General features: G+C 74.6%; 19 protein-coding genes. 12 read left to right on the top strand and 7 right to left on the bottom strand.

The genetic code is table 11. From position 1 onward, the window contains the following. Positions 1–20: 20 nt before the first annotated feature. Entirely contained in the window at positions 21–749 is a 729-nt protein-coding gene (locus ACZ514_RS21185) for a TetR-like C-terminal domain-containing protein (RefSeq protein ID WP_469125382.1), read from the bottom strand. Between the two features lie 168 nt (positions 750–917). On the opposite strand from ACZ514_RS21185, the gene ACZ514_RS21180 reads away from it, so the two are divergent. The 3 genes from ACZ514_RS21180 (at position 918) to ACZ514_RS21170 (ending at position 3,127) form a co-directional block, all read left to right on the top strand. After that, the gene (locus ACZ514_RS21180; protein WP_467884160.1) at positions 918–1,340 is read left to right on the top strand and encodes a CBS domain-containing protein; all 423 of its coding nucleotides are present in this window, start codon (positions 918–920) and stop codon (positions 1,338–1,340) included. A 38-nt stretch (positions 1,341–1,378) separates the two neighbouring features. Further along, positions 1,379–1,546 (top strand): DUF6213 family protein, encoded by a 168-nt coding sequence (locus tag ACZ514_RS21175; RefSeq protein ID WP_469125381.1) that lies wholly within the window; start codon positions 1,379–1,381, stop codon positions 1,544–1,546. A gap of 165 nt (positions 1,547–1,711) precedes the next feature. After that, positions 1,712–3,127, top strand: coding sequence for an amidase (locus ACZ514_RS21170; RefSeq protein ID WP_469125380.1), 1,416 nt, complete (start codon positions 1,712–1,714; stop codon positions 3,125–3,127). Positions 3,128–3,169: 42 nt separating this feature from the next. Here the strand turns inward: ACZ514_RS21170 and ACZ514_RS21165 are convergent, their stop codons facing one another. The 3 genes from ACZ514_RS21165 to ACZ514_RS21155 form a co-directional block, all read right to left on the bottom strand. Further along, positions 3,170–4,396 carry a PP2C family protein-serine/threonine phosphatase gene (locus ACZ514_RS21165; protein WP_468165674.1) on the bottom strand — a complete coding sequence of 409 codons (1,227 nt, stop codon included), beginning with the start codon at positions 4,394–4,396 and terminating at the stop codon, positions 3,170–3,172. A 64-nt stretch (positions 4,397–4,460) separates the two neighbouring features. Beyond that, a complete protein-coding gene (locus ACZ514_RS21160; protein WP_468165676.1) occupies positions 4,461–5,282 on the bottom strand; it encodes an SDR family oxidoreductase in 822 nt (273 codons plus the stop codon). 184 nt (positions 5,283–5,466) lie between these two features. Beyond that, positions 5,467–5,697, bottom strand: a complete 231-nt coding sequence (locus tag ACZ514_RS21155) for a DUF6480 family protein (protein WP_468165678.1) — start codon at positions 5,695–5,697, stop codon at positions 5,467–5,469. A 202-nt stretch (positions 5,698–5,899) separates the two neighbouring features. On the opposite strand from ACZ514_RS21155, the gene ACZ514_RS21150 reads away from it, so the two are divergent. Both ACZ514_RS21150 and ACZ514_RS21145 read left to right on the top strand, forming a co-directional pair. Then, positions 5,900–8,149 (top strand): catalase, encoded by a 2,250-nt coding sequence (locus ACZ514_RS21150; RefSeq protein ID WP_469125379.1) that lies wholly within the window; start codon positions 5,900–5,902, stop codon positions 8,147–8,149. A 180-nt stretch (positions 8,150–8,329) separates the two neighbouring features. Continuing rightward, the gene (locus tag ACZ514_RS21145; protein WP_467884150.1) at positions 8,330–8,605 is read left to right on the top strand and encodes an isoamylase early set domain-containing protein; all 276 of its coding nucleotides are present in this window, start codon (positions 8,330–8,332) and stop codon (positions 8,603–8,605) included. A gap of 119 nt (positions 8,606–8,724) precedes the next feature. On the opposite strand, the gene ACZ514_RS21140 is transcribed toward ACZ514_RS21145, so the two are convergent. Beyond that, positions 8,725–9,288, bottom strand: coding sequence for a hemerythrin domain-containing protein (locus tag ACZ514_RS21140; RefSeq protein ID WP_469125378.1), 564 nt, complete (start codon positions 9,286–9,288; stop codon positions 8,725–8,727). Between the two features lie 109 nt (positions 9,289–9,397). Here ACZ514_RS21140 and ACZ514_RS21135 point away from each other — a divergent pair, with 109 nt between their 5' ends. From ACZ514_RS21135 to ACZ514_RS21125, 3 genes are all read left to right on the top strand, one after another. Further along, positions 9,398–9,928: a hypothetical protein gene (locus tag ACZ514_RS21135; protein WP_469125377.1), complete on the top strand. Its 531-nt coding sequence runs from the start codon at positions 9,398–9,400 to the stop codon at positions 9,926–9,928. A 149-nt stretch (positions 9,929–10,077) separates the two neighbouring features. Next, positions 10,078–10,830 (top strand): GAF and ANTAR domain-containing protein, encoded by a 753-nt coding sequence (locus ACZ514_RS21130; RefSeq protein ID WP_469125376.1) that lies wholly within the window; start codon positions 10,078–10,080, stop codon positions 10,828–10,830. 42 nt (positions 10,831–10,872) lie between these two features. Further along, entirely contained in the window at positions 10,873–11,610 is a 738-nt protein-coding gene (locus ACZ514_RS21125) for a GAF domain-containing protein (protein ID WP_469125375.1), read from the top strand. Here the strand turns inward: ACZ514_RS21125 and ACZ514_RS21120 are convergent. Further along, positions 11,570–12,511 (bottom strand): alpha/beta fold hydrolase, encoded by a 942-nt coding sequence (locus ACZ514_RS21120; protein ID WP_469125374.1) that lies wholly within the window; start codon positions 12,509–12,511, stop codon positions 11,570–11,572. The genes ACZ514_RS21125 and ACZ514_RS21120 overlap by 41 nt on opposite strands. Before the next feature lie 322 nt (positions 12,512–12,833). Here ACZ514_RS21120 and ACZ514_RS21115 point away from each other — a divergent pair, with 322 nt between their 5' ends. The 3 genes from ACZ514_RS21115 (at position 12,834) to ACZ514_RS21105 (ending at position 14,030) form a co-directional block, all read left to right on the top strand. Continuing rightward, positions 12,834–13,154: an SRPBCC family protein gene (locus ACZ514_RS21115; RefSeq protein WP_469125373.1), complete on the top strand. Its 321-nt coding sequence runs from the start codon at positions 12,834–12,836 to the stop codon at positions 13,152–13,154. Then, the gene (locus ACZ514_RS21110) at positions 13,151–13,279 is read left to right on the top strand and encodes a hypothetical protein (RefSeq protein ID WP_469125372.1); all 129 of its coding nucleotides are present in this window, start codon (positions 13,151–13,153) and stop codon (positions 13,277–13,279) included. The genes ACZ514_RS21115 and ACZ514_RS21110 overlap by 4 nt, the downstream gene beginning before the upstream one ends. A gap of 100 nt (positions 13,280–13,379) precedes the next feature. Continuing rightward, complete coding sequence (locus tag ACZ514_RS21105) at positions 13,380–14,030, top strand: MOSC domain-containing protein (RefSeq protein ID WP_469125371.1); 651 nt, start codon at positions 13,380–13,382, stop codon at positions 14,028–14,030. Positions 14,031–14,102: 72 nt separating this feature from the next. On the opposite strand, the gene ACZ514_RS21100 is transcribed toward ACZ514_RS21105, so the two are convergent. Next, positions 14,103–14,891, bottom strand: a complete 789-nt coding sequence (locus ACZ514_RS21100) for a hypothetical protein (protein ID WP_468165693.1) — start codon at positions 14,889–14,891, stop codon at positions 14,103–14,105. 134 nt (positions 14,892–15,025) lie between these two features. Here ACZ514_RS21100 and ACZ514_RS21095 point away from each other — a divergent pair, with 134 nt between their 5' ends. After that, positions 15,026–15,940 carry an oxygenase MpaB family protein gene (locus ACZ514_RS21095; RefSeq protein ID WP_469125370.1) on the top strand — a complete coding sequence of 305 codons (915 nt, stop codon included), beginning with the start codon at positions 15,026–15,028 and terminating at the stop codon, positions 15,938–15,940. Positions 15,941–15,970 lie beyond the last annotated feature (30 nt).

Below are 15,970 nucleotides of genomic sequence, written 5' to 3'. Positions count from 1 at the left end.
GCCGCGGGGGCGGCGGACGGTCAGTCGGTCGTCTCGGCCGGCGGGACGTCGAGGCCGACGGCCTCGGCCGCGACGGCGATCGCGTAGTCGAAGAAGGCGGCCTCGTCGCTGACGCTGTCGTGGGTGCGGCTGAAGACCTGGAAGACCAGCAGGCCGATCAGGTTGCTCCAGAGGACGATGCCGCGCTCGACGATGTCCGAGAACGGAGCTCCGGGCACCCCTCCGAAGGCCGCCACCGCCTCGGGCCGGAGCAACTGCCGGGCGGGCGGAGTCCGCCGGGGCGGGCGGAGTTCACCGGCCTCGAGTGCCGAGCGGATGATCCCGGCGAGCACCGCGGGCGTGCGCGAGGCGGGCGGGACCGTGTCCTGCGGGGCGTGGTACCCCGGTACGGGTGAGCCGTAGATCAGCGTGAACTCGGCCGGGTTCCCGAACGACCACTGCCGCAGTGCCCGGGTGGCCGCGAGGAGCCGCGCACCGGCCGGGGCCCCTTCGGCCGCGGCGGCCCCGTCGGCCCGCTCCATCGCGGCGCCGGACGCGTCGTACGCGTCGATGACCAGGGCGGTCAGCAGGTCGTCCCGGTGCGGGAAGACGGCTTCCACGTCGCTGACGGCGAGACCGCTCTCGTGCGCCACGGCTTCCGGGGTCAGGCCCGCGGCCCCCAGCTTCGCCAACTGCGCACGCGCGGCGTCCTTGAGCACGGCCACCCGGTCCGTGTTTCCGGCGTTCGAACTCGTTGTGGAAACGTCCATGCCGGAACCGTACCCGCCGTACGACGGCGGCCGGGAGCGCGGCCTCCCGCTCACCCGGGCGGGCCGCCGGGTTCCGGCCACCGCCGCCCCACGCCCCGGCGGGTGGCGTACCGCCCGCCGGGGCGGGTAGGCGCCCGGCAGGAGCCGCTTCCAGCAGCCGGAGGAGCCATGACCCGCAGCGTTCACGAGGTGATGACCTCGAACCCGGTGACGGTGGAGAAGCTGACCTCACTGGCCGAAGCCGCACGCGTGATGCGGGACGCCGGCATCGGGGACGTCCTCGTCGTCGACGGCGGCCGGCTCCACGGCATCGTGACCGACCGCGACCTCGTCATCCGGGGCATGGCCGAGAACCGGGACCCGGCCGAGACGACCGTGCACGCGATCTGCAGCACCGAACTGCTCACCGTCGGACCCGGCGACGACGTCCACCACGCCGTCGCCCTCATGCGCCGCAACGCCCTGCGCCGCCTGCCCGTACAGACCGAGGACGGAGAACTGGTGGGCGTCGTCACCCTGGGCGACCTGGCGGTGGAGAGCGATCCGGGGTCGGCCCTCGCCGCCATCGCGGCCGCCGAGCCGGACACCTGAAGGGTGCCCGTCGGCGGAGGAAGGGAGGTGATGGCGCCGTGAACGCGTCCATCCCCCTGATCTCCGTCCCGGACGGCCGGGTCCTGATCCCCGCCGACGAGGTGACCGCCCTGCTGCGGCACGTCGCGCGGGAGTGGACGCGCACCGCGAACCGTGACGGGGCCGGACTCGACCCGGGAACGGTCCACCGCCTGGCGGCGTGCTGACGGCCTTCGCGGACCAGATCGACGTGGAATGCATCGGTTTCATGCCCGTCCCCGGCGAGAGCGCCGGCCCCGCCGCCTGAGGCCGTACCGTCGGCCCCCTCCCGTGTTACTCCGCGGTAGGCAATGATGGCGGGCGACCACTCGGAGGGCGGGGGCTGATCAGCGGTGAGCACTTTCGACGAACGGGCCAGGGTGCACGCGTTCCGGGACGACGCCCTGGGCGAGCACGACGCCGTCGGCCTCGCCGCGGCGATCCGGCGCGGCGAGGTCTCCGCCGCGGAGGCCGCCCGCGACGCGCGGGAACGGGTACGGGCGGTCGAGGCCCGGCTGCACGCCGTCCAGGCGTACGCGGACACCCCCGCGCGCACCGGCGCGGCCGTCGGGCCCTTCGCCGGGGTGCCGACCTTCGTCAAGGACAACACCGACTACCGCGGGCTGCCCACCGGCCACGGCAGCGCCGCCTTCCGGGCCCGGGAGGCCCGGCGGCACGCGCCGTTCGCCCGGCAGTTCCTGAGCAGCGGGGTCACGGTGCTGGGGAAGACCCGGATGCCCGAGTTCGGCTTCAGCCCCACCACCGAGTACGAGGGCGCCGAGCCGGTGCGCAACCCGTGGCACACCGGCCGCTCCGCCGGCGGCTCCTCGGGCGGCAGCGCGGCGCTCGTCGCCGCCGGAGCGGTGCCCCTCGCGCACGCCAACGACGGCGGCGGCTCGATCCGGATCCCCGCCGCCTGCTGCGGGCTCGTCGGTCTCAAGCCGACCCGCGGCCGGGTCGTGCCGAACGAGCAGAGCCGGCGGCTCCCGCTCGACCTGGTCAGCGACGGCGTCGTGAGCCGGTCGGTCCGTGACGCCGCCGTCTTCCTCGCCGCCGCCGAGACGTACTGGCGCAACCCCGGGCTGCCGCCCGTCGGCCTGGCCGAGGGGCCCTCGGGGCGACGGCTGCGCGTCGGCTTCCTGCTGGACTCCCCGAACGGCGTCCGCTCCGACCGCGCCACCCGGGCCGCCGTCAGCCGGACGGCGGCCACCCTCGAAGGGCTCGGCCACACCGTGGAGCCGGTGGAGATCGCCATCGATCCCGGCTTCACCGACGACTTCCTCACGTACTGGGGGATGCTGTCCTTCCTCCTCGGCGTCACGGGCCGCACCCTGGGAGCGGACTTCGACCGCGGCCGCATGGACGGCCTCAGCCGGGGACTGCGCACGACGTACCTCGAGAACTGGCGCCGCACGCCCGGGGTGCTCCGCCGGCTGAAGCGCACGAGGGAGGCGTACGCGGCCGCCTTCCGCGGCCTGGACCTCGTGCTGTCCCCCGTGCTCGCCCACACCACGCCGCCGATCGGCCACCTCAGCCCTGCCGTTCCCTACGACGAGCTGATCGCGCGGATCCTCGCGTACGTGGCCTTCACGCCCGTGGACAACGTCGTCGGCACCCCCTCGGTGTCGCTGCCCGCCGAGACGACCACGGAGGACGGACTGCCCGTCGGGGTGATGTTCTCCGCCCGCCCCGGCGGCGAACGCACCCTGCTGGAGGTCGCGTTCCAGTTGGAGGCGGAGCGACCGTTCCGGCGCGTCCAGGACCGGTGACACGGGCGCCGGCCGCTCGCCCGCGGGGCCGGACCGGTGCGTTCAGGCGGTGGGATGCCATTCGGACAGGACGATGGTGGCGTCGTCGTGCAGCCGCTGGCCCTGGTGGGTGAGGAGGTCCAGGACCAGGCGGCGCAGCGCCTCGGGAGCGGTGGCGCCCGAGGCCATGGAGCGGATGACGGTGTCGGCCAGCCGGTCCTCGCCGAACAGCTCTCCCGCGGCCGAGCGGGCCTCGATCACGCCGTCGCTGTAGAGCAGCACCCGGTCGCCGGGCTGGAGCCGCGCCCGGTCCTGCCGGGGCGGTTCCTGGGCGTGGAAGCCCAGCCCGAGGGGGAGCTGGGCCGGGCGTTCCAGGGCTCCGGGCAGCACGTGGCCGTTGCGGATCAGCAGGGGCGGCGGGTGACCGCAGTTGACCCAGGTGAACTCTCCGTGGCCGGTGTCGAGGTTGGCGAGGATCCCGGTCATCAGCCGGTCCGGGATCCACTGCTGGAGGGTCCGTTCGATGGTGACGGCGATCTCGGTGAGCGTGCCGCCGGAGCGGCGGGTGGACCGGCACGCGGCCAGGCCGGCCGCACTGGCGCCTCCGGAGGCGAGGTCGTGTCCCATGGCGTCCAGCAGGGTCACGTGCAGCAGGCCGTCGCTGAAGTTGTGGTCGAAGGCGTCACCGCCGATGTCGTACGCCGGCTCCAGGACGGCCGTCGAGGTGGCCTGACTGGTACCGATCGTGCGCGGAGGCAGGAACCCCCACAGCAGCTCCGCCTGGAGGGTCATGGGCCGGCTGCGGCTCCTGACGACGAGGGGGTCGTTGTGCGCGGACTTGGAGACGACGATCAGCGTGGCCAGCGCCGCCAGGGCCCGGCAGACCTCGAGGCCGCCCTCGTCCAGGGCCGCCCCGGAGACCTTCATGACCCCGATCCGCTCGACCCCGTCGATCATCGGCAGCCACGCGGTGGTGCGGTCGCGGGAGACCTGCGTGCGCTGACTGCGGTACGCCAGACCGGCCAGGGAACCGTCGATGTCGAGGGCCTCCGCCTCCCGGTCCGCCTCCGTCGCCTCCGCCGGACCGGGCCGGGGGGTCGCGAGCTGGGGCAGCGCCAGCAGGCGCACCTGCTGCACGTCGGCCACGTACAGACGGGTCCCGGCCAGCCCCAGCCGCTGTGCGGCGTCGTCGATCAGCGCCGGTACCTGGCGGGCCGAGGCGTCGTGCGAGCGCTCCAGCACCTGGCCGAGGACCACGCCGGGCAGGTCCTCCCACCGCGGCGCGTTCACGGGGCGGCGCCCGCCCGCGGGCCGGGTGTGCGCGTCGGGCCTTCCCGCACCCGTGCCGGGACGCTCACGGCTCGCGCCAGGCATCGGTCTCCAGGTGCGAGCCCGCCATGGGGCCCATGCGGAGCATCCCGCCGTCCACCGCCCAGGAGGCCCCGGTCACGTAGCCCGAACCGGGTCCCGCGAGGAAGGCGACGACCGACGCGACCTCACGCGCGTCACCGGGGCGCCCGAGCGGGATGCCGGGCCGCTCGACCGAGTGGACGTCGACGTCCTCCTGGCCGGTCATCGGGGTGGCGATCTCGCCGGGGGCGACGGAGTTCACGGTGATCCCGTACTCGGCGAGTTCCAGGGCCATCACCTGCGTGAGCAGGCCCAGCCCGCCCTTGGCGGCGCAGTACGGGGCGGTGCCCACGCGGGGCTGGTGCTCGTGCACCGAGGTGATGTTGACGATGCGCCCGCCCCGCCCCTGCGCGATCATCCAGCGGGCTGCCCGCTGACCGCACAGCAGGGGTCCGACCAGGTCCACGTCCAGGATCCGGCGCACCGTGTCGAGGTCGAGCTCCAGGAAGGGTTCCGACACCCCGGTGCCGGCGCAGTTCACCAGGACGTCCAGACCGCCCAGCTCCCTCGCGAGACCGTCCACCGCCTCCGCCGCCTCGGGCAGCCGCGACAGGTCCATCCGCGCGACGGCTGCCCGGCGGCCCGACCGCGCCACCTCCTCGGCGGTCTCGCGGGCCCCGGCCTCGTCGGAGTGCCAGGTGATGCCGACGTCCGTTCCCGCGTCGCGGGCGAGCGCGACCGCGATGGCGCGGCCGATCCCGGAGTCGGACCCGGTCACCACGGCCGTCTGCGGAGCGAAGGGCCGCGGCCCGCCGGCGCCCGTCATGGCAGCCCCCGCCACCGGGCCGGCCACGCGTGCCGTCCCGCCGTCGGCGGATGCCCCCGCACCACTGCCGCGGGGCGGTCGCCGGCGCGCCGCACCCCCGTGAGCCGTCCGTCCATGACAAGCACCGCCTCGTCATCGGTACGTCGCCGCCCCGCCCGCGTCGGCGGGCGGCGGCGGCCGTGCGTCAGAGGGCCAGCACGATCCCGTACACCAGGAAGAACAGGGCGACCAGGACCGCCAGGGCGACGATCACCACCACCGGGCCCTTGGCCCACCCGCGCTTCAGCGGGCGGTAGGGGCCGGCGCCCGAGGAGGTGCTCGCCTCGCCGGGAGGGGTCTCACCCGGCGGAACCGAGCCGCCCGGCTCCAGGCCGGGGGTCGTGCGGGGATCCGGGTCAGGATTGTGGGTACTCATGTCCGGCGTGTCCCCGCAATCCGGACACCCATGCCGGGTAAGCCGGACTTCCCGAGAGACCGGCACCGACCTGGTGTCCGGCGGCGAACCTCGGGCAGACGGGCCACCAAGAGCGCCGTCGGGCCCCGCGGAAGCGGGGCCCGGGGCCGGCCGGGCGCCGATGCCCCAGGACCGCGCCCCCACCGAACCAGCGGGAGAGAACATGCCCGAGAAGTACGAGCCGGAGCAGCCCATGGCCGCCGACACCCCTGCGGACCACGTCCCCGGTAAGCCCGCCGCCGCCTCCCCCCAGCGGGAGGAACCGACCAGTCCGCGCCCCCCGCTGCCCCCCAAGGCGGACCAGGAGGGCCCCGAGACGGTCAGCCCCACCGGCCAGGCCACCGGGGCGGAAGGAGCGCGCGACGCCCAGAGCGGGGCCTACCTGACCACCGCGCAGGGCACCCGGCTGTACGAGACCGACCACTCGCTGAAGGCGGGCCCCCGGGGCCCCGTACTCCTGCAGGACCACCACCTGCGCGAGAAGATCACGCACTTCGACCACGAGCGCATCCCCGAGCGCGTGGTCCACGCCCGCGGGGCCGGCGCGCACGGCGTCTTCCGTGGTTACGGCACCGCGGGCGAGGTCTGCAAAGCGGCCTTCCTCGGCAGGGACGTGGAGACGCCCGTCTTCGTCCGGTTCTCCACCGTGCTGGGCTCGCGCGGATCCGCGGACACCGTCCGGGACACCCGGGGCTTCGCGGTGAAGTTCTACACCGAGGAGGGCACCTTCGACCTGGTGGGCAACAACATCCCGGTGTTCTTCATCCAGGACGCCATCAAGTTCCCCGACGTCATCCACGCCGGCAAGCCGCATCCCGACCGGGAGATCCCGCAGGCCCAGAGCGCGCACGACACCTTCTGGGACTTCGTCTCCCTCCACACCGAGGCGACCCACCACACCCTCTGGAACATGTCCGACCGGGGCATTCCCCGCTCGTACCGGATGATGGAGGGCTTCGGGGTCCACACCTTCCGGCTGGTCAACGAGGCCGGTGAGAGCGTACTGGCCAAGTTCCACTGGAAGCCGAAGCTGGGTGTGCACTCCCTGACCTGGGAGGAAGCCCAGATGATCGGCGGGACGGACCCGGACTTCCACCGCCGGGACCTCTTCGACGCCATCGAGTCCGGTGCCTTCCCCGAGTGGGAACTGGGCGTCCAGGTGTTCCCCGACACCCCGGAGCAGACCTTCGAGGGCATCGACCTCCTCGACCCCACCAAGATCGTGCCGGAGGAACTCTCCCCGGTGCAGGCCATCGGCCGGCTCACGCTGGACTCCAACACCAAGAACTTCTTCGCCGAGACCGAGCAGGTCGCGTTCCACCCCGGGCACCTGGTGCCGGGGATCGACATCACCGACGACCCGCTCCTCGCCGGCCGGCTCTTCTCGTACCTGGACACGCAGATCAGCCGCCTCGGAGGTCCCAACTTCGCCCAGATCCCGATCAACCGCCCGCACGCGCCCGTCAACGACATGCTGCGGGACGGCATGCACCAGACCGCCGTGCACACCGGCGTGGCGCCGTACCGGCCCAACAGCCTGGACGGCGGCTGCCCCTTCCTGGCCGGCGCGGAATCGGCCGCCTACATCGAGACGCCCGTGCGGGTGCCCGCGGCGAGCAAGAGCCGCGAGGCGGCCGCCTCCTTCTCGGACCACTTCAGCCAGGCGCGCATGTTCTGGCTGAGCATGAGTCCGCCGGAGCGCGAGCACATCGTCGCAGCGTACAGCTTCGAACTGGGCAAGTGCTACGAACAGGCCGTCAAGGAACGGATGCTGGGCAACCTCGCGAACATCGACCCCGAACTGTGCGCCCAGGTGGCCGCCGGGCTCGGGCTGCCCGCTCCCGGGCCCACCGTCCCGCTCGCCGAGGTCGAACCCAGTCCGGCCCTGTCCCAGCTGGGGCGGACCTGGCCCGTCGACGGCCGGGTGATCGGCATCGTCGCCGATCCCGCCGGGGAACCCGACGAGGTGCGCGCGGTACAGCGGGCCGCCTCGGCGCGGGGCATGCTGCCGCTCGTCATCGCCCCGACCGGCGGCACGCTCGGCGGCGAAGGGGAGCCGGTGGCCGTCCAGCGCACCTTCGCGACGGCGCGGTCGGTGGAGTACGACGCCGTCGTCCTCGCCGGCGCCCCCCGGCCCGCCGCCGACGCCCGGGGCGCCCGCGACGCCAAGGCGGGCTCGCCCGGCGCGACGGACATCGACCCGCGCGTGCTGCTGCTGATCACCGAGGCCTACCGGCACGGCAAGGCCCTGGCCGGCTGGAACGGGGGCGAGCGGGCGCTGGAGGCCGCCGGCATCGCCGCCGACGAGCCGGGCGTCATCATCGGGGACTCGGGCTCCTCCGTGCTGGACGCCCTCACCGGGGCGCTGGAGAAGCACCGGGTCTGGGAACGCTTCCCCGCGCCGGCCGCCTGAGGAGGTCCTGCCGGCCGGCGCGGTCGCGGCGGCCGGCACAGGCCTGATCGGCGGTGTCCGGACGGGTGACGGAGCACCCGCCACGGCGGGTCGCCTGACGGGGACCGCGCGGGCCGCGACGATGGCGGGCGTCCGGCGGCCCCTTCGGTCTCCGGCCCCGACACCGACAAGGAGCACTCCGTGCTGGAAAGAAAGCGCCGCAAGAACGCCACCGAGGTCACCTTCGTGCTGCCCGAGGGTGACCCGCCGGGGCCGGTCAGCGTCGTGGGGACGTTCAACGACTGGCGGCCGGGCACGCACGTGCTCGCGCCCCGCCCCGACGGCAGGCGAGCGGTGACGGTCGAGCTCCCGGCGAAGGCCACCCACGCCTTCCGGTACCTGGCCGCGGGCGACTACTGGTTCAACGACGAGAGCGCCGACGGGCACGACGGCGCCAACAGCCGCCTGCGCACCTGAACGCGCGTACCTCAGCCCGCGCCTGAACGCGTGCGCACCGCGCACCTGAACGCGGCGGAGGGAGCCGTGCCGGGCACGGCTCCCTCCTGCGGTCCGGTCGCGCCGGCCCGTGAGCGGTGTCAGGACTCCTTGCCGCGCCCGGTCATCGCGTCGCGCAGGCGGTCCACCAGCCCCATGCCGGGCGCCAGGAGCTTGTTGGCGGGCGGAGTGTCGGGGGCCGAGGGGTGCGGCCGGGTCGGCGCGGTCTTCTTCGCCGTCCGGACCTTGTCACCCAGCGTGCCGAGCATCTCCGGGCCGCACGCGGTCCGCAGCCGGGGGAACAGGTTCCGTTCCTCGTCGGCCACGTGCTCGCGGATCTCCGCCATCAGCTGGGAGGCCAGCACGTCGAAGCGGGGGTCTCCCACCTCGCAGCCCTCCAGGTCCTTCATGATGCGCTCGGCCGCGGCGTGGTCCTCGAGCTCCTTGTCGGCCAGCGCGTCGCCGTCCGGCAGCTTCTCCCGGACGGCCGGGTACAGATAGGACTCCTCCGCCACGGAATGGCGGACCAGTTCCATGATCGCCTGGTCTGCGTACTCCTTCCTGCGGGCATCGCCCGGAGGCAGGGCTTCCATCTTGCCGAAGATCTCCTCAACCTCCCGGTGGTCGGTGGTCAGCTCTGCGATGACGTCGCCGCCGTGTCCCATCGTGTCCCTCCTCGATCGGTCGGAATAAGGCGCGCCTATCCATTCCAATGGCGTTTATTCGGTCATTAAGGTGAGGGGAGGAAGCCCTCACCCCGCCCTGGAGGACGCCGTGTCCACGGACAGCGCGCTGGCGCCGCTCATCGCGGCCACGGCGCAGTGGTTCGACCGCGCTTACCCCTCCGGGCGCGGCGCGCTCCAGCGGGGCCTGGCCCAGGCCCAGTCCCGCCAGGCCGTCACGCTCGCCGCCTGGCTGCGCTATCCGACGCGGCTCGACGTGCACCTGGTGGTCCTGACCGGGCCCGGCGGCTCGGGCCGGCTCGACTGGATCACCGGATCCGACGTCGCTCCCGCGGCGGAGACCGCCGACCCGCGGGCCCTCGCCTGGCGGACCTGGGTGGACGAAGTGGTCGCCAGCTGGGCCGCGTGCCTGCTGGGTACGCCGTCCCTCGCCGCGGCGGCGGCGCGGGCGGTCACCGGCACGGAGCACGTGGGAGCGGTGCCCGTCTCCTTCCGGCGGCTGACCGAGCCGGACCCGTACGACCACCGGGGCGCTGAGCTGCTGCGCCATCCCGACCTGCTGGCCCCGGTCGCGGACCTCCACCGGAGCCGGCTCCTGGCCCGTCTGGGGACCCCGGCCTGAACCGCCGACGGGCCGGTTCGCGTACGGGCCCGTCGGCACGGCCGGCCCGCCCGGTCCGTGCGGGCGGCGCGGCCGCCGTGCCCGCTGGAACCGGGCCTGCGGGAAGTGTGAGGATGGGGGCATGGGCGATTGGCGGGAGATGGAGCGTCGTGGACCCCGCACCCTCCGGTGACGGCCGGCCTGCCTCCGGCGAGCGGGAGGTACGGCGGCTCTCCGAGGCCTTCGCGGGAGCCGTGGCGGGCGTGCCGCGACGGGACGCCCCCGCCGCGCTGTGCCGTGCCTGCGTCGACCTGCTCGACATCACCGGGGCGTCCGTCTCCCTCGCCGGGGACGCGGACGCGCGCGTGCTGTGGTGGTCCTCCGACGAGCGGGCCGCCCGGCTGGCCGAAGCGCAGTACACCCTCGGGGACGGGCCGTGCCGCACGGCGATCGCACTGGCCGCGCCGGTGCTCGCCGCCGACCTGACCGGTGGCCAGGACGCCCGCCGCTGGCCCGTGTTCGCCGAGCAGGCCGTGTCCCTGGGCGTGAAGGCGCTCTTCTCCCTGCCCCTGGGCGGCGGGGGGATCGCCGTCGGGACCCTGGACCTCTACCGCGACACCCCCGGGCCGCTGTCGGAGCGCGACCAGTCGTTCGCCTTCCCGGCGGCCGACGCGATCACCACCGAGCTGCTCGCCCTGCACGCCGGGGACACGAGGCCCGGCGGGCAGCCCGACGGGTGGCTGGACGGGGCGGAGACCGACCACGAGGAAGTCCACAACGCCACAGGAATGATCATGGTGCACCTCGGGGTGGGCCCCGAGGACGCACTGGCCCGCCTGAGGGCCCACGCCTTCGGCCACGGACGGACCGTGACCGAGACGGCTCGCGACGTCATCGCCGGGAGGATCAGGTTCCATGAGTAGGCCCGCCCCACGGCAGGACCGCGACAGGGAAACGGTGACGGCATGAGCCGCGAAGAGAGCATCATCGAGGCGTTCGTGAGCCTCCACGACGTCACGGCCGACGACGTCGACCCGCTGGTCCTGCTCCGGCGTCTCATCGACAGCGGCGTCCGGCTGACCGGCATGGACGCCGCCGGGGTCATGCTCGTCAACGCCCGCGGACGGCTGCGTCCCGTCGTCACGACCTCGGACGCGGCGGCGATGGCCGAGATGTTCCAGGGGCAGATCGCCCAGGGCCCCTGCGCCGACGCCTTCACCACGGGAGAGCCGGTCCACGCCGGGGACCTCGCCGACCACGAGGACCGCTGGCCGGACTTCGCGGCCCTCGCCGCGGCCGCCGGATACCGGGCCGCGCACGCCCTGCCCCTGCGGGTGCGCCACCAGCAGGTGGGCGTCCTCAACCTGCTCGCCCACGCGCCCACCGGGCTCACGGAACCGGAAGCCCGCCTTCTCCAGGGACTCGCCGACACCGCCGTCACGGCCGTTGTCACCTGGCAGGCCGACACGCCGCGCCCCTTCGACATCGTGACCCGCATCCAGAGCGCCCTGTCCGGCAAGGCGCTCGTGGACACCGCGGCCGGCATGATCGCGGCCGCGGCGGGCATCACCCCGGCCGGGGCGGCCCAGCACCTCATGGCGTACGCGGCGGCGCACGGCCGGCGCCCGACCGAGGTCGCCGACCGGCTCGTACGGCGCGCGCTCACCCCGGAGGCCGTCCTGCGGCCGGAGCCGGCCGTGTAGCCCCTGCGTTCCCGGCCGTCCCCCGGCGGGCGGCGCCTCGCGCGAGGGGCGCCGTCCTCCGTCTGAGCGTGAGCATCGCCTCCGCGACCTCGCCGGCCGCCGCGTCGGGGATCGCGGTGGCGGCCTCGTCGAGGACGAGCAGCCGTGCCCCCGGGACCTCCCGTGCGAGCGCCTCGCCGTGACCGACGGGAAAGAACGGGTCGCGGCGGCCGTGGACGACGAGCACGGGGACGCGGATCCCGGGCAGGCGCTCGCGCCAGCGGGGTGCGCAGTCGAGCCTGGAGAACACCGTGCCCAGCTGGTTGGCCATCTGCACCGGCGGCGACGTGCCGGGGGTGCGGTCCCAGACGCGCGCGGCGACCGCCCGCGCGGCGGCGGGGGCGTCCCCGCGGATCTCCGCGCCCGCCGCGGCGAAGTCCGCGACCGCCGCGCGGTCGGCCCACTCGGGCATCGGACGCGCGAACAGCCGGCCCATCGTCGCCCGGTCATGGTCCGGGAGGTCACCGTCGGGCGGACCGGGGGCAACGGCCCGGGTGCCGACCAGGGTGAGCGCGGAGAACGCCTCCGGATGGTCGAGCACGGCCACCTGGGCGACCATCCCGCCGACACCGGCCCCCGCGAGGTGCGCGGGGCCCCCGCCGAGCGCGTCGGCAAGGGCCGCCGCGTCGGCGGCGAGGTCGCGCAGGGTGTAGGCGGGCGCCTCCGGGTCCACCGTCGTCGACTCGCCGCTGTCGCGCAGGTCGTAGCGCACCACCCGGCGCCCGCCCACGGCGAGGCGCTCGCACAGCGCGTCCGGCCAGGAGAGCATCGTCGGCCCGCCCACGAGCAGGACGAGGGGCGCGTCGGCGTCGCCGAACGACTGCACGCCCAGGGTGATCCCGTTGGCGTCGACGGCGGTCATCGGACCACCTCCGGGCGGTCGTGGACGGACAGCGGTGTTCCGGTGCCCGGCACGACGGGCGCGAGGTGAGGCGCCACCGGGTCGGCGCGGTGGTGACGGGAGGTGGAGCCGCGAGCGGTGAGGGGAGTCATACCAGGACGGACCCCGCCCGCCGCCCGGACTCATCGCTCGCGCGGCGAGCGGGTGGCGGGCGCGCATCCGGAGCCCGGCGCCGCGTGCGCGACGCGGCCGGTCAGCGGTGGCCGACGGGGCCGGTCCGTGAACCCCTGACCTCCTGGAACCACGCCCGTCCTCGCCGTCCCGTCCCGTCCCGGAGGCTCTGATGGAGGTCGACGTCCTGACCGAGGCCGTGATCACCGCCCCTTGTGACCGGGTCGCCGCCTACGCCGCCGATCCCGCGAACGCGCCCGCGTGGTACGTCCACATCACCTCCGTCGCATGGCGGACCCCGCCACCCGTGGCGATCGGCTCCAGGATCGCCTTCGTCGCCCGCTTCCTCGGCAGGCGGCTGGCCTACACGTACGAGATCACCGCGTACGAACCCGGGCGCCGGATGGTGATGCGGACGGAGCAAGGGCCGTTCCCGATGGAGACCACCTCCACGTCGGAGCCGTACGGGAGGACCCGGACCGCACCCGCATGACCCTGCGCAACCGGGGCGAGCCCAGCGGGTTCGCCTCCCTCGGCGCTCCGGTGATCACGGCCGCCATGCGCCGTGCCCAGCGCAAGGACCTGGCGGCCCTCTCGGCGCTGCTGGAAGCACGCTGAGTACGGACTCCGGGGAACCGCCTCCGGTCCTGGCGCGTTGACCATGGCGGAAGCATTCGCGGGCCGCCGGGGGGCGGCAGGGGGGACGCAGGTATTTCTCATGAGCACCACCGAGCACGAGCACAGCACCGCGCACGAGCACAGCACCGCGGACGAGCACCGCACCGCGCCCATCGGCAGCGAGCAGATCGGCGCGGGGGGCGGGGCGCGGGCCGCGCGCGTCGTGGCCGTCAGCAGCAATGCCCACTACTCGTTCAGCAAGCCGAACCGGGAGAGCATCACGCTCCTCGCAGGCCTCGGCGTCGAAGGCGACGTGCACGCCGGGGTCACCGTCAAGCACCGCTCCCGCGTGGCGCAGGACCCGACGCAGCCCAACCTGCGTCAGGTCCACCTGATCCACCGGGAACTGTTCGACGAGGTGGCGGATGCCGGCTTCGCCGTCGAGCCGGGCCGGCTCGGAGAGAACGTGACCACCGAGGGCATGGACCTCCTCGCCCTGCCGACGGGGACGCTGCTGCGCCTGGGCGAGGAGGCGGTGGTGGAGGTGACGGGCCTGCGCAACCCGTGCCCGCAGATCAACGCCTTCCAGGACGGCCTGCTCAAGCAGGTCGTCGGCCGGGACGAGGAGGGCCGCGTCGTCCGCAAGGCCGGGATCATGGGCGTGGTCCGCCGGGGAGGTACGGTCCGCCCCGGCGACACCATCACCGCCACCCTCCCGCCGCCGCCGCACATACCGCTCGAGCGCGTCTGACGGGAGGGGCGCGGCGGCGGTCGCCCCGACGGGAGTCCTCCACGTACGGCTCGAGGCCGAGCACGGGTGGGCTCAGGCCGGCCGTGCCGCCAGGCCGTCCAGAGCGGCCAGCAGGCCGGTCAGCTCCGGCAGCCCGGGCTCCCCCTCGCGGGGGACGGCCAGGACCGCGCCCGGTTCCTCGTCCAGCAGGACGAAGGCCGGCCCGCCGGTCCGGGCCACCAGCGACCAGCCGGGCCCGTCGGCCCGCAGGGCCCGTACGCCCTCGCCCGCGAAGGCCGACCGGACCCGCCCCGGCGGCGGTGCCTGCCGGGCGTAACCGGCGGCCTCCCGCAGGGCCCGCGCGAGCCCGGGGTGCACGGCTGCCGCCGCCCCGCCGTCCTCCGCGACGCGCTCGCTCCAGTCGGCCCACTCCCGGCCCACCTGGTCCGCGCCCAGACGCCGCTGCACCGGCCCCCACCCCTGCGCGGAGGGGGGTGACAGCGGCACCCGGCCCGTGCCGTCCGCGCCCTGCTCCGGGTCGTGGGGCTCCGGAATGCCCGCCGTCGACACCGTCAGCTCCAGCGGCCAGCCCGCCAGCGAGGCCACGATCGTGCGCTCGTCGGGCGACAGGTCGTAGTCCATGCCGCAGTCCCAGGAGGCGATGGCGGTGGCCACGAGCGAGACGTCGTCCACGACGACCGTCCAGCGCGCGCCCTCCTCGTCCTGTCCCAGCACCAGCCCGTACCCGTCGGCGACCGGCGGCACCCCCAGCAGCGCGCAGGCCTCCGGGAAGTCGTCGCCGAGCACCGCCGGGAACTGCGTGGGGGTCAGCAGCACGGCCGTCAGCACGTACAGCGAGCCCCCGTCCTCCTCGTCGGACACGTGGCCTCCCGATCGCGTTCTCGTCGGCGCACCTTAACCAGCCGGTAACTCGCACGTCGAGACCCGACGGGGCTCGATTTCCAAGCCCGCCGCCCGCACGTAGAGTTGGGGCCCCGCCACAGAAAGGGAGACCGGTGCAGCGTTACGACCGGCTCAGGGAGATCCTCCGGCTCGACCCGGACAAGGACTTCCTGGCCATCTACCGGCTCACCGCCACCTACGAGTTCCCCTGGGACTTCACCCGCGCCCTCGAGCTCGCCCTCTTCCGGACCTACGCCGTCCCCTCCATCGGCGCCCTCCTCGCCGAGACCGCCGAGTTCACGGACCGCGCGCAGAAGCGGTACGACGACACCACGCTGCTCCTCGACGCCGTCGTGGAGCACGGTTTCGAGAGCGACACGGCGCGCACCGCGATCCGCCGCGTCAACCAGATGCACCGCAGCTACGACATCTCCAACGACGACATGCGCTACGTCCTGTGCACGTTCGTGGTGATTCCCGCACGCTGGCTCGACGTCTACGGCTGGCGCCCGCTGACCCACCACGAGCGCCGGGCCTGCGCCAACTACTACACCGCACTCGGCCGACGGCTCGGCATCACGGACATCCCCGGTTCCTACGAGGAGTTCGAGGCCACCCTGAACGCCTACGAGGAGGCCCACTTGGGCTGGGACGAGGGCGGCCGCAAGGTCGCCGACTCCACCCTCGACCTGATGGCCTCCTGGTATCCGGCGCCCCTCGCCCCCGCGGTGCGCGGCGCGAGCCTCGCGCTGCTCGACGAGCCGCTGCTGAGCGCCTTCCGGTACGAGACCCCGCGCCCCGCCGTCCGGCGGCTGGTCCGGGGCGCCCTCCGGCTGCGGGGCCGCGCGGTACGGCTGCTGCCCCCGCGCACGGCCCCGCACCACGCCCGGCAGAACCCGGAGATCAAGGGGTACCCCGACGGCTACGACGTCGGCGAGCTCGGCACCTTCCCCGTGCCCGGCGCGGGCGGCTGCCCCGTGCCGCACCCGCGCCGTCCGGCCGGAGCCGAGGCCCAGCCCCCTGCGTAGCCCCCGGGACCGGGCGGGTGCGGGCGCGCG

The organism is Streptomyces sp. NPDC034086 (assembly GCF_055575515.1).
Note: the sequence above shows the minus strand (reverse complement) of the source record. Positions and strands in the feature narration are given on the sequence as shown.

What these genes read in the sequence shown, in the direction of transcription:
- ACZ514_RS21185 (WP_469125382.1), bottom strand. Translation starts at nt 749, where the DNA reads ATGGACGTTTCCACAACGAGTTCGAACGCCGGAAACACGGACCGGGTG.
- ACZ514_RS21180 (WP_467884160.1), top strand. Translation starts at nt 918, where the DNA reads ATGACCCGCAGCGTTCACGAGGTGATGACCTCGAACCCGGTGACGGTG.
- ACZ514_RS21160 (WP_468165676.1), bottom strand. Translation starts at nt 5,282, where the DNA reads ATGACGGGCGCCGGCGGGCCGCGGCCCTTCGCTCCGCAGACGGCCGTG.
- ACZ514_RS21155 (WP_468165678.1), bottom strand. Translation starts at nt 5,697, where the DNA reads ATGAGTACCCACAATCCTGACCCGGATCCCCGCACGACCCCCGGCCTG.
- ACZ514_RS21150 (WP_469125379.1), top strand. Translation starts at nt 5,900, where the DNA reads ATGCCCGAGAAGTACGAGCCGGAGCAGCCCATGGCCGCCGACACCCCT.
- ACZ514_RS21140 (WP_469125378.1), bottom strand. Translation starts at nt 9,288, where the DNA reads ATGGGACACGGCGGCGACGTCATCGCAGAGCTGACCACCGACCACCGG.
- ACZ514_RS21125 (WP_469125375.1), top strand. Translation starts at nt 10,873, where the DNA reads ATGAGCCGCGAAGAGAGCATCATCGAGGCGTTCGTGAGCCTCCACGAC.
- ACZ514_RS21120 (WP_469125374.1), bottom strand. Translation starts at nt 12,511, where the DNA reads ATGACCGCCGTCGACGCCAACGGGATCACCCTGGGCGTGCAGTCGTTC.
- ACZ514_RS21115 (WP_469125373.1), top strand. Translation starts at nt 12,834, where the DNA reads ATGGAGGTCGACGTCCTGACCGAGGCCGTGATCACCGCCCCTTGTGAC.
- ACZ514_RS21110 (WP_469125372.1), top strand. Translation starts at nt 13,151, where the DNA reads ATGACCCTGCGCAACCGGGGCGAGCCCAGCGGGTTCGCCTCCCTCGGC.
- ACZ514_RS21105 (WP_469125371.1), top strand. Translation starts at nt 13,380, where the DNA reads ATGAGCACCACCGAGCACGAGCACAGCACCGCGCACGAGCACAGCACC.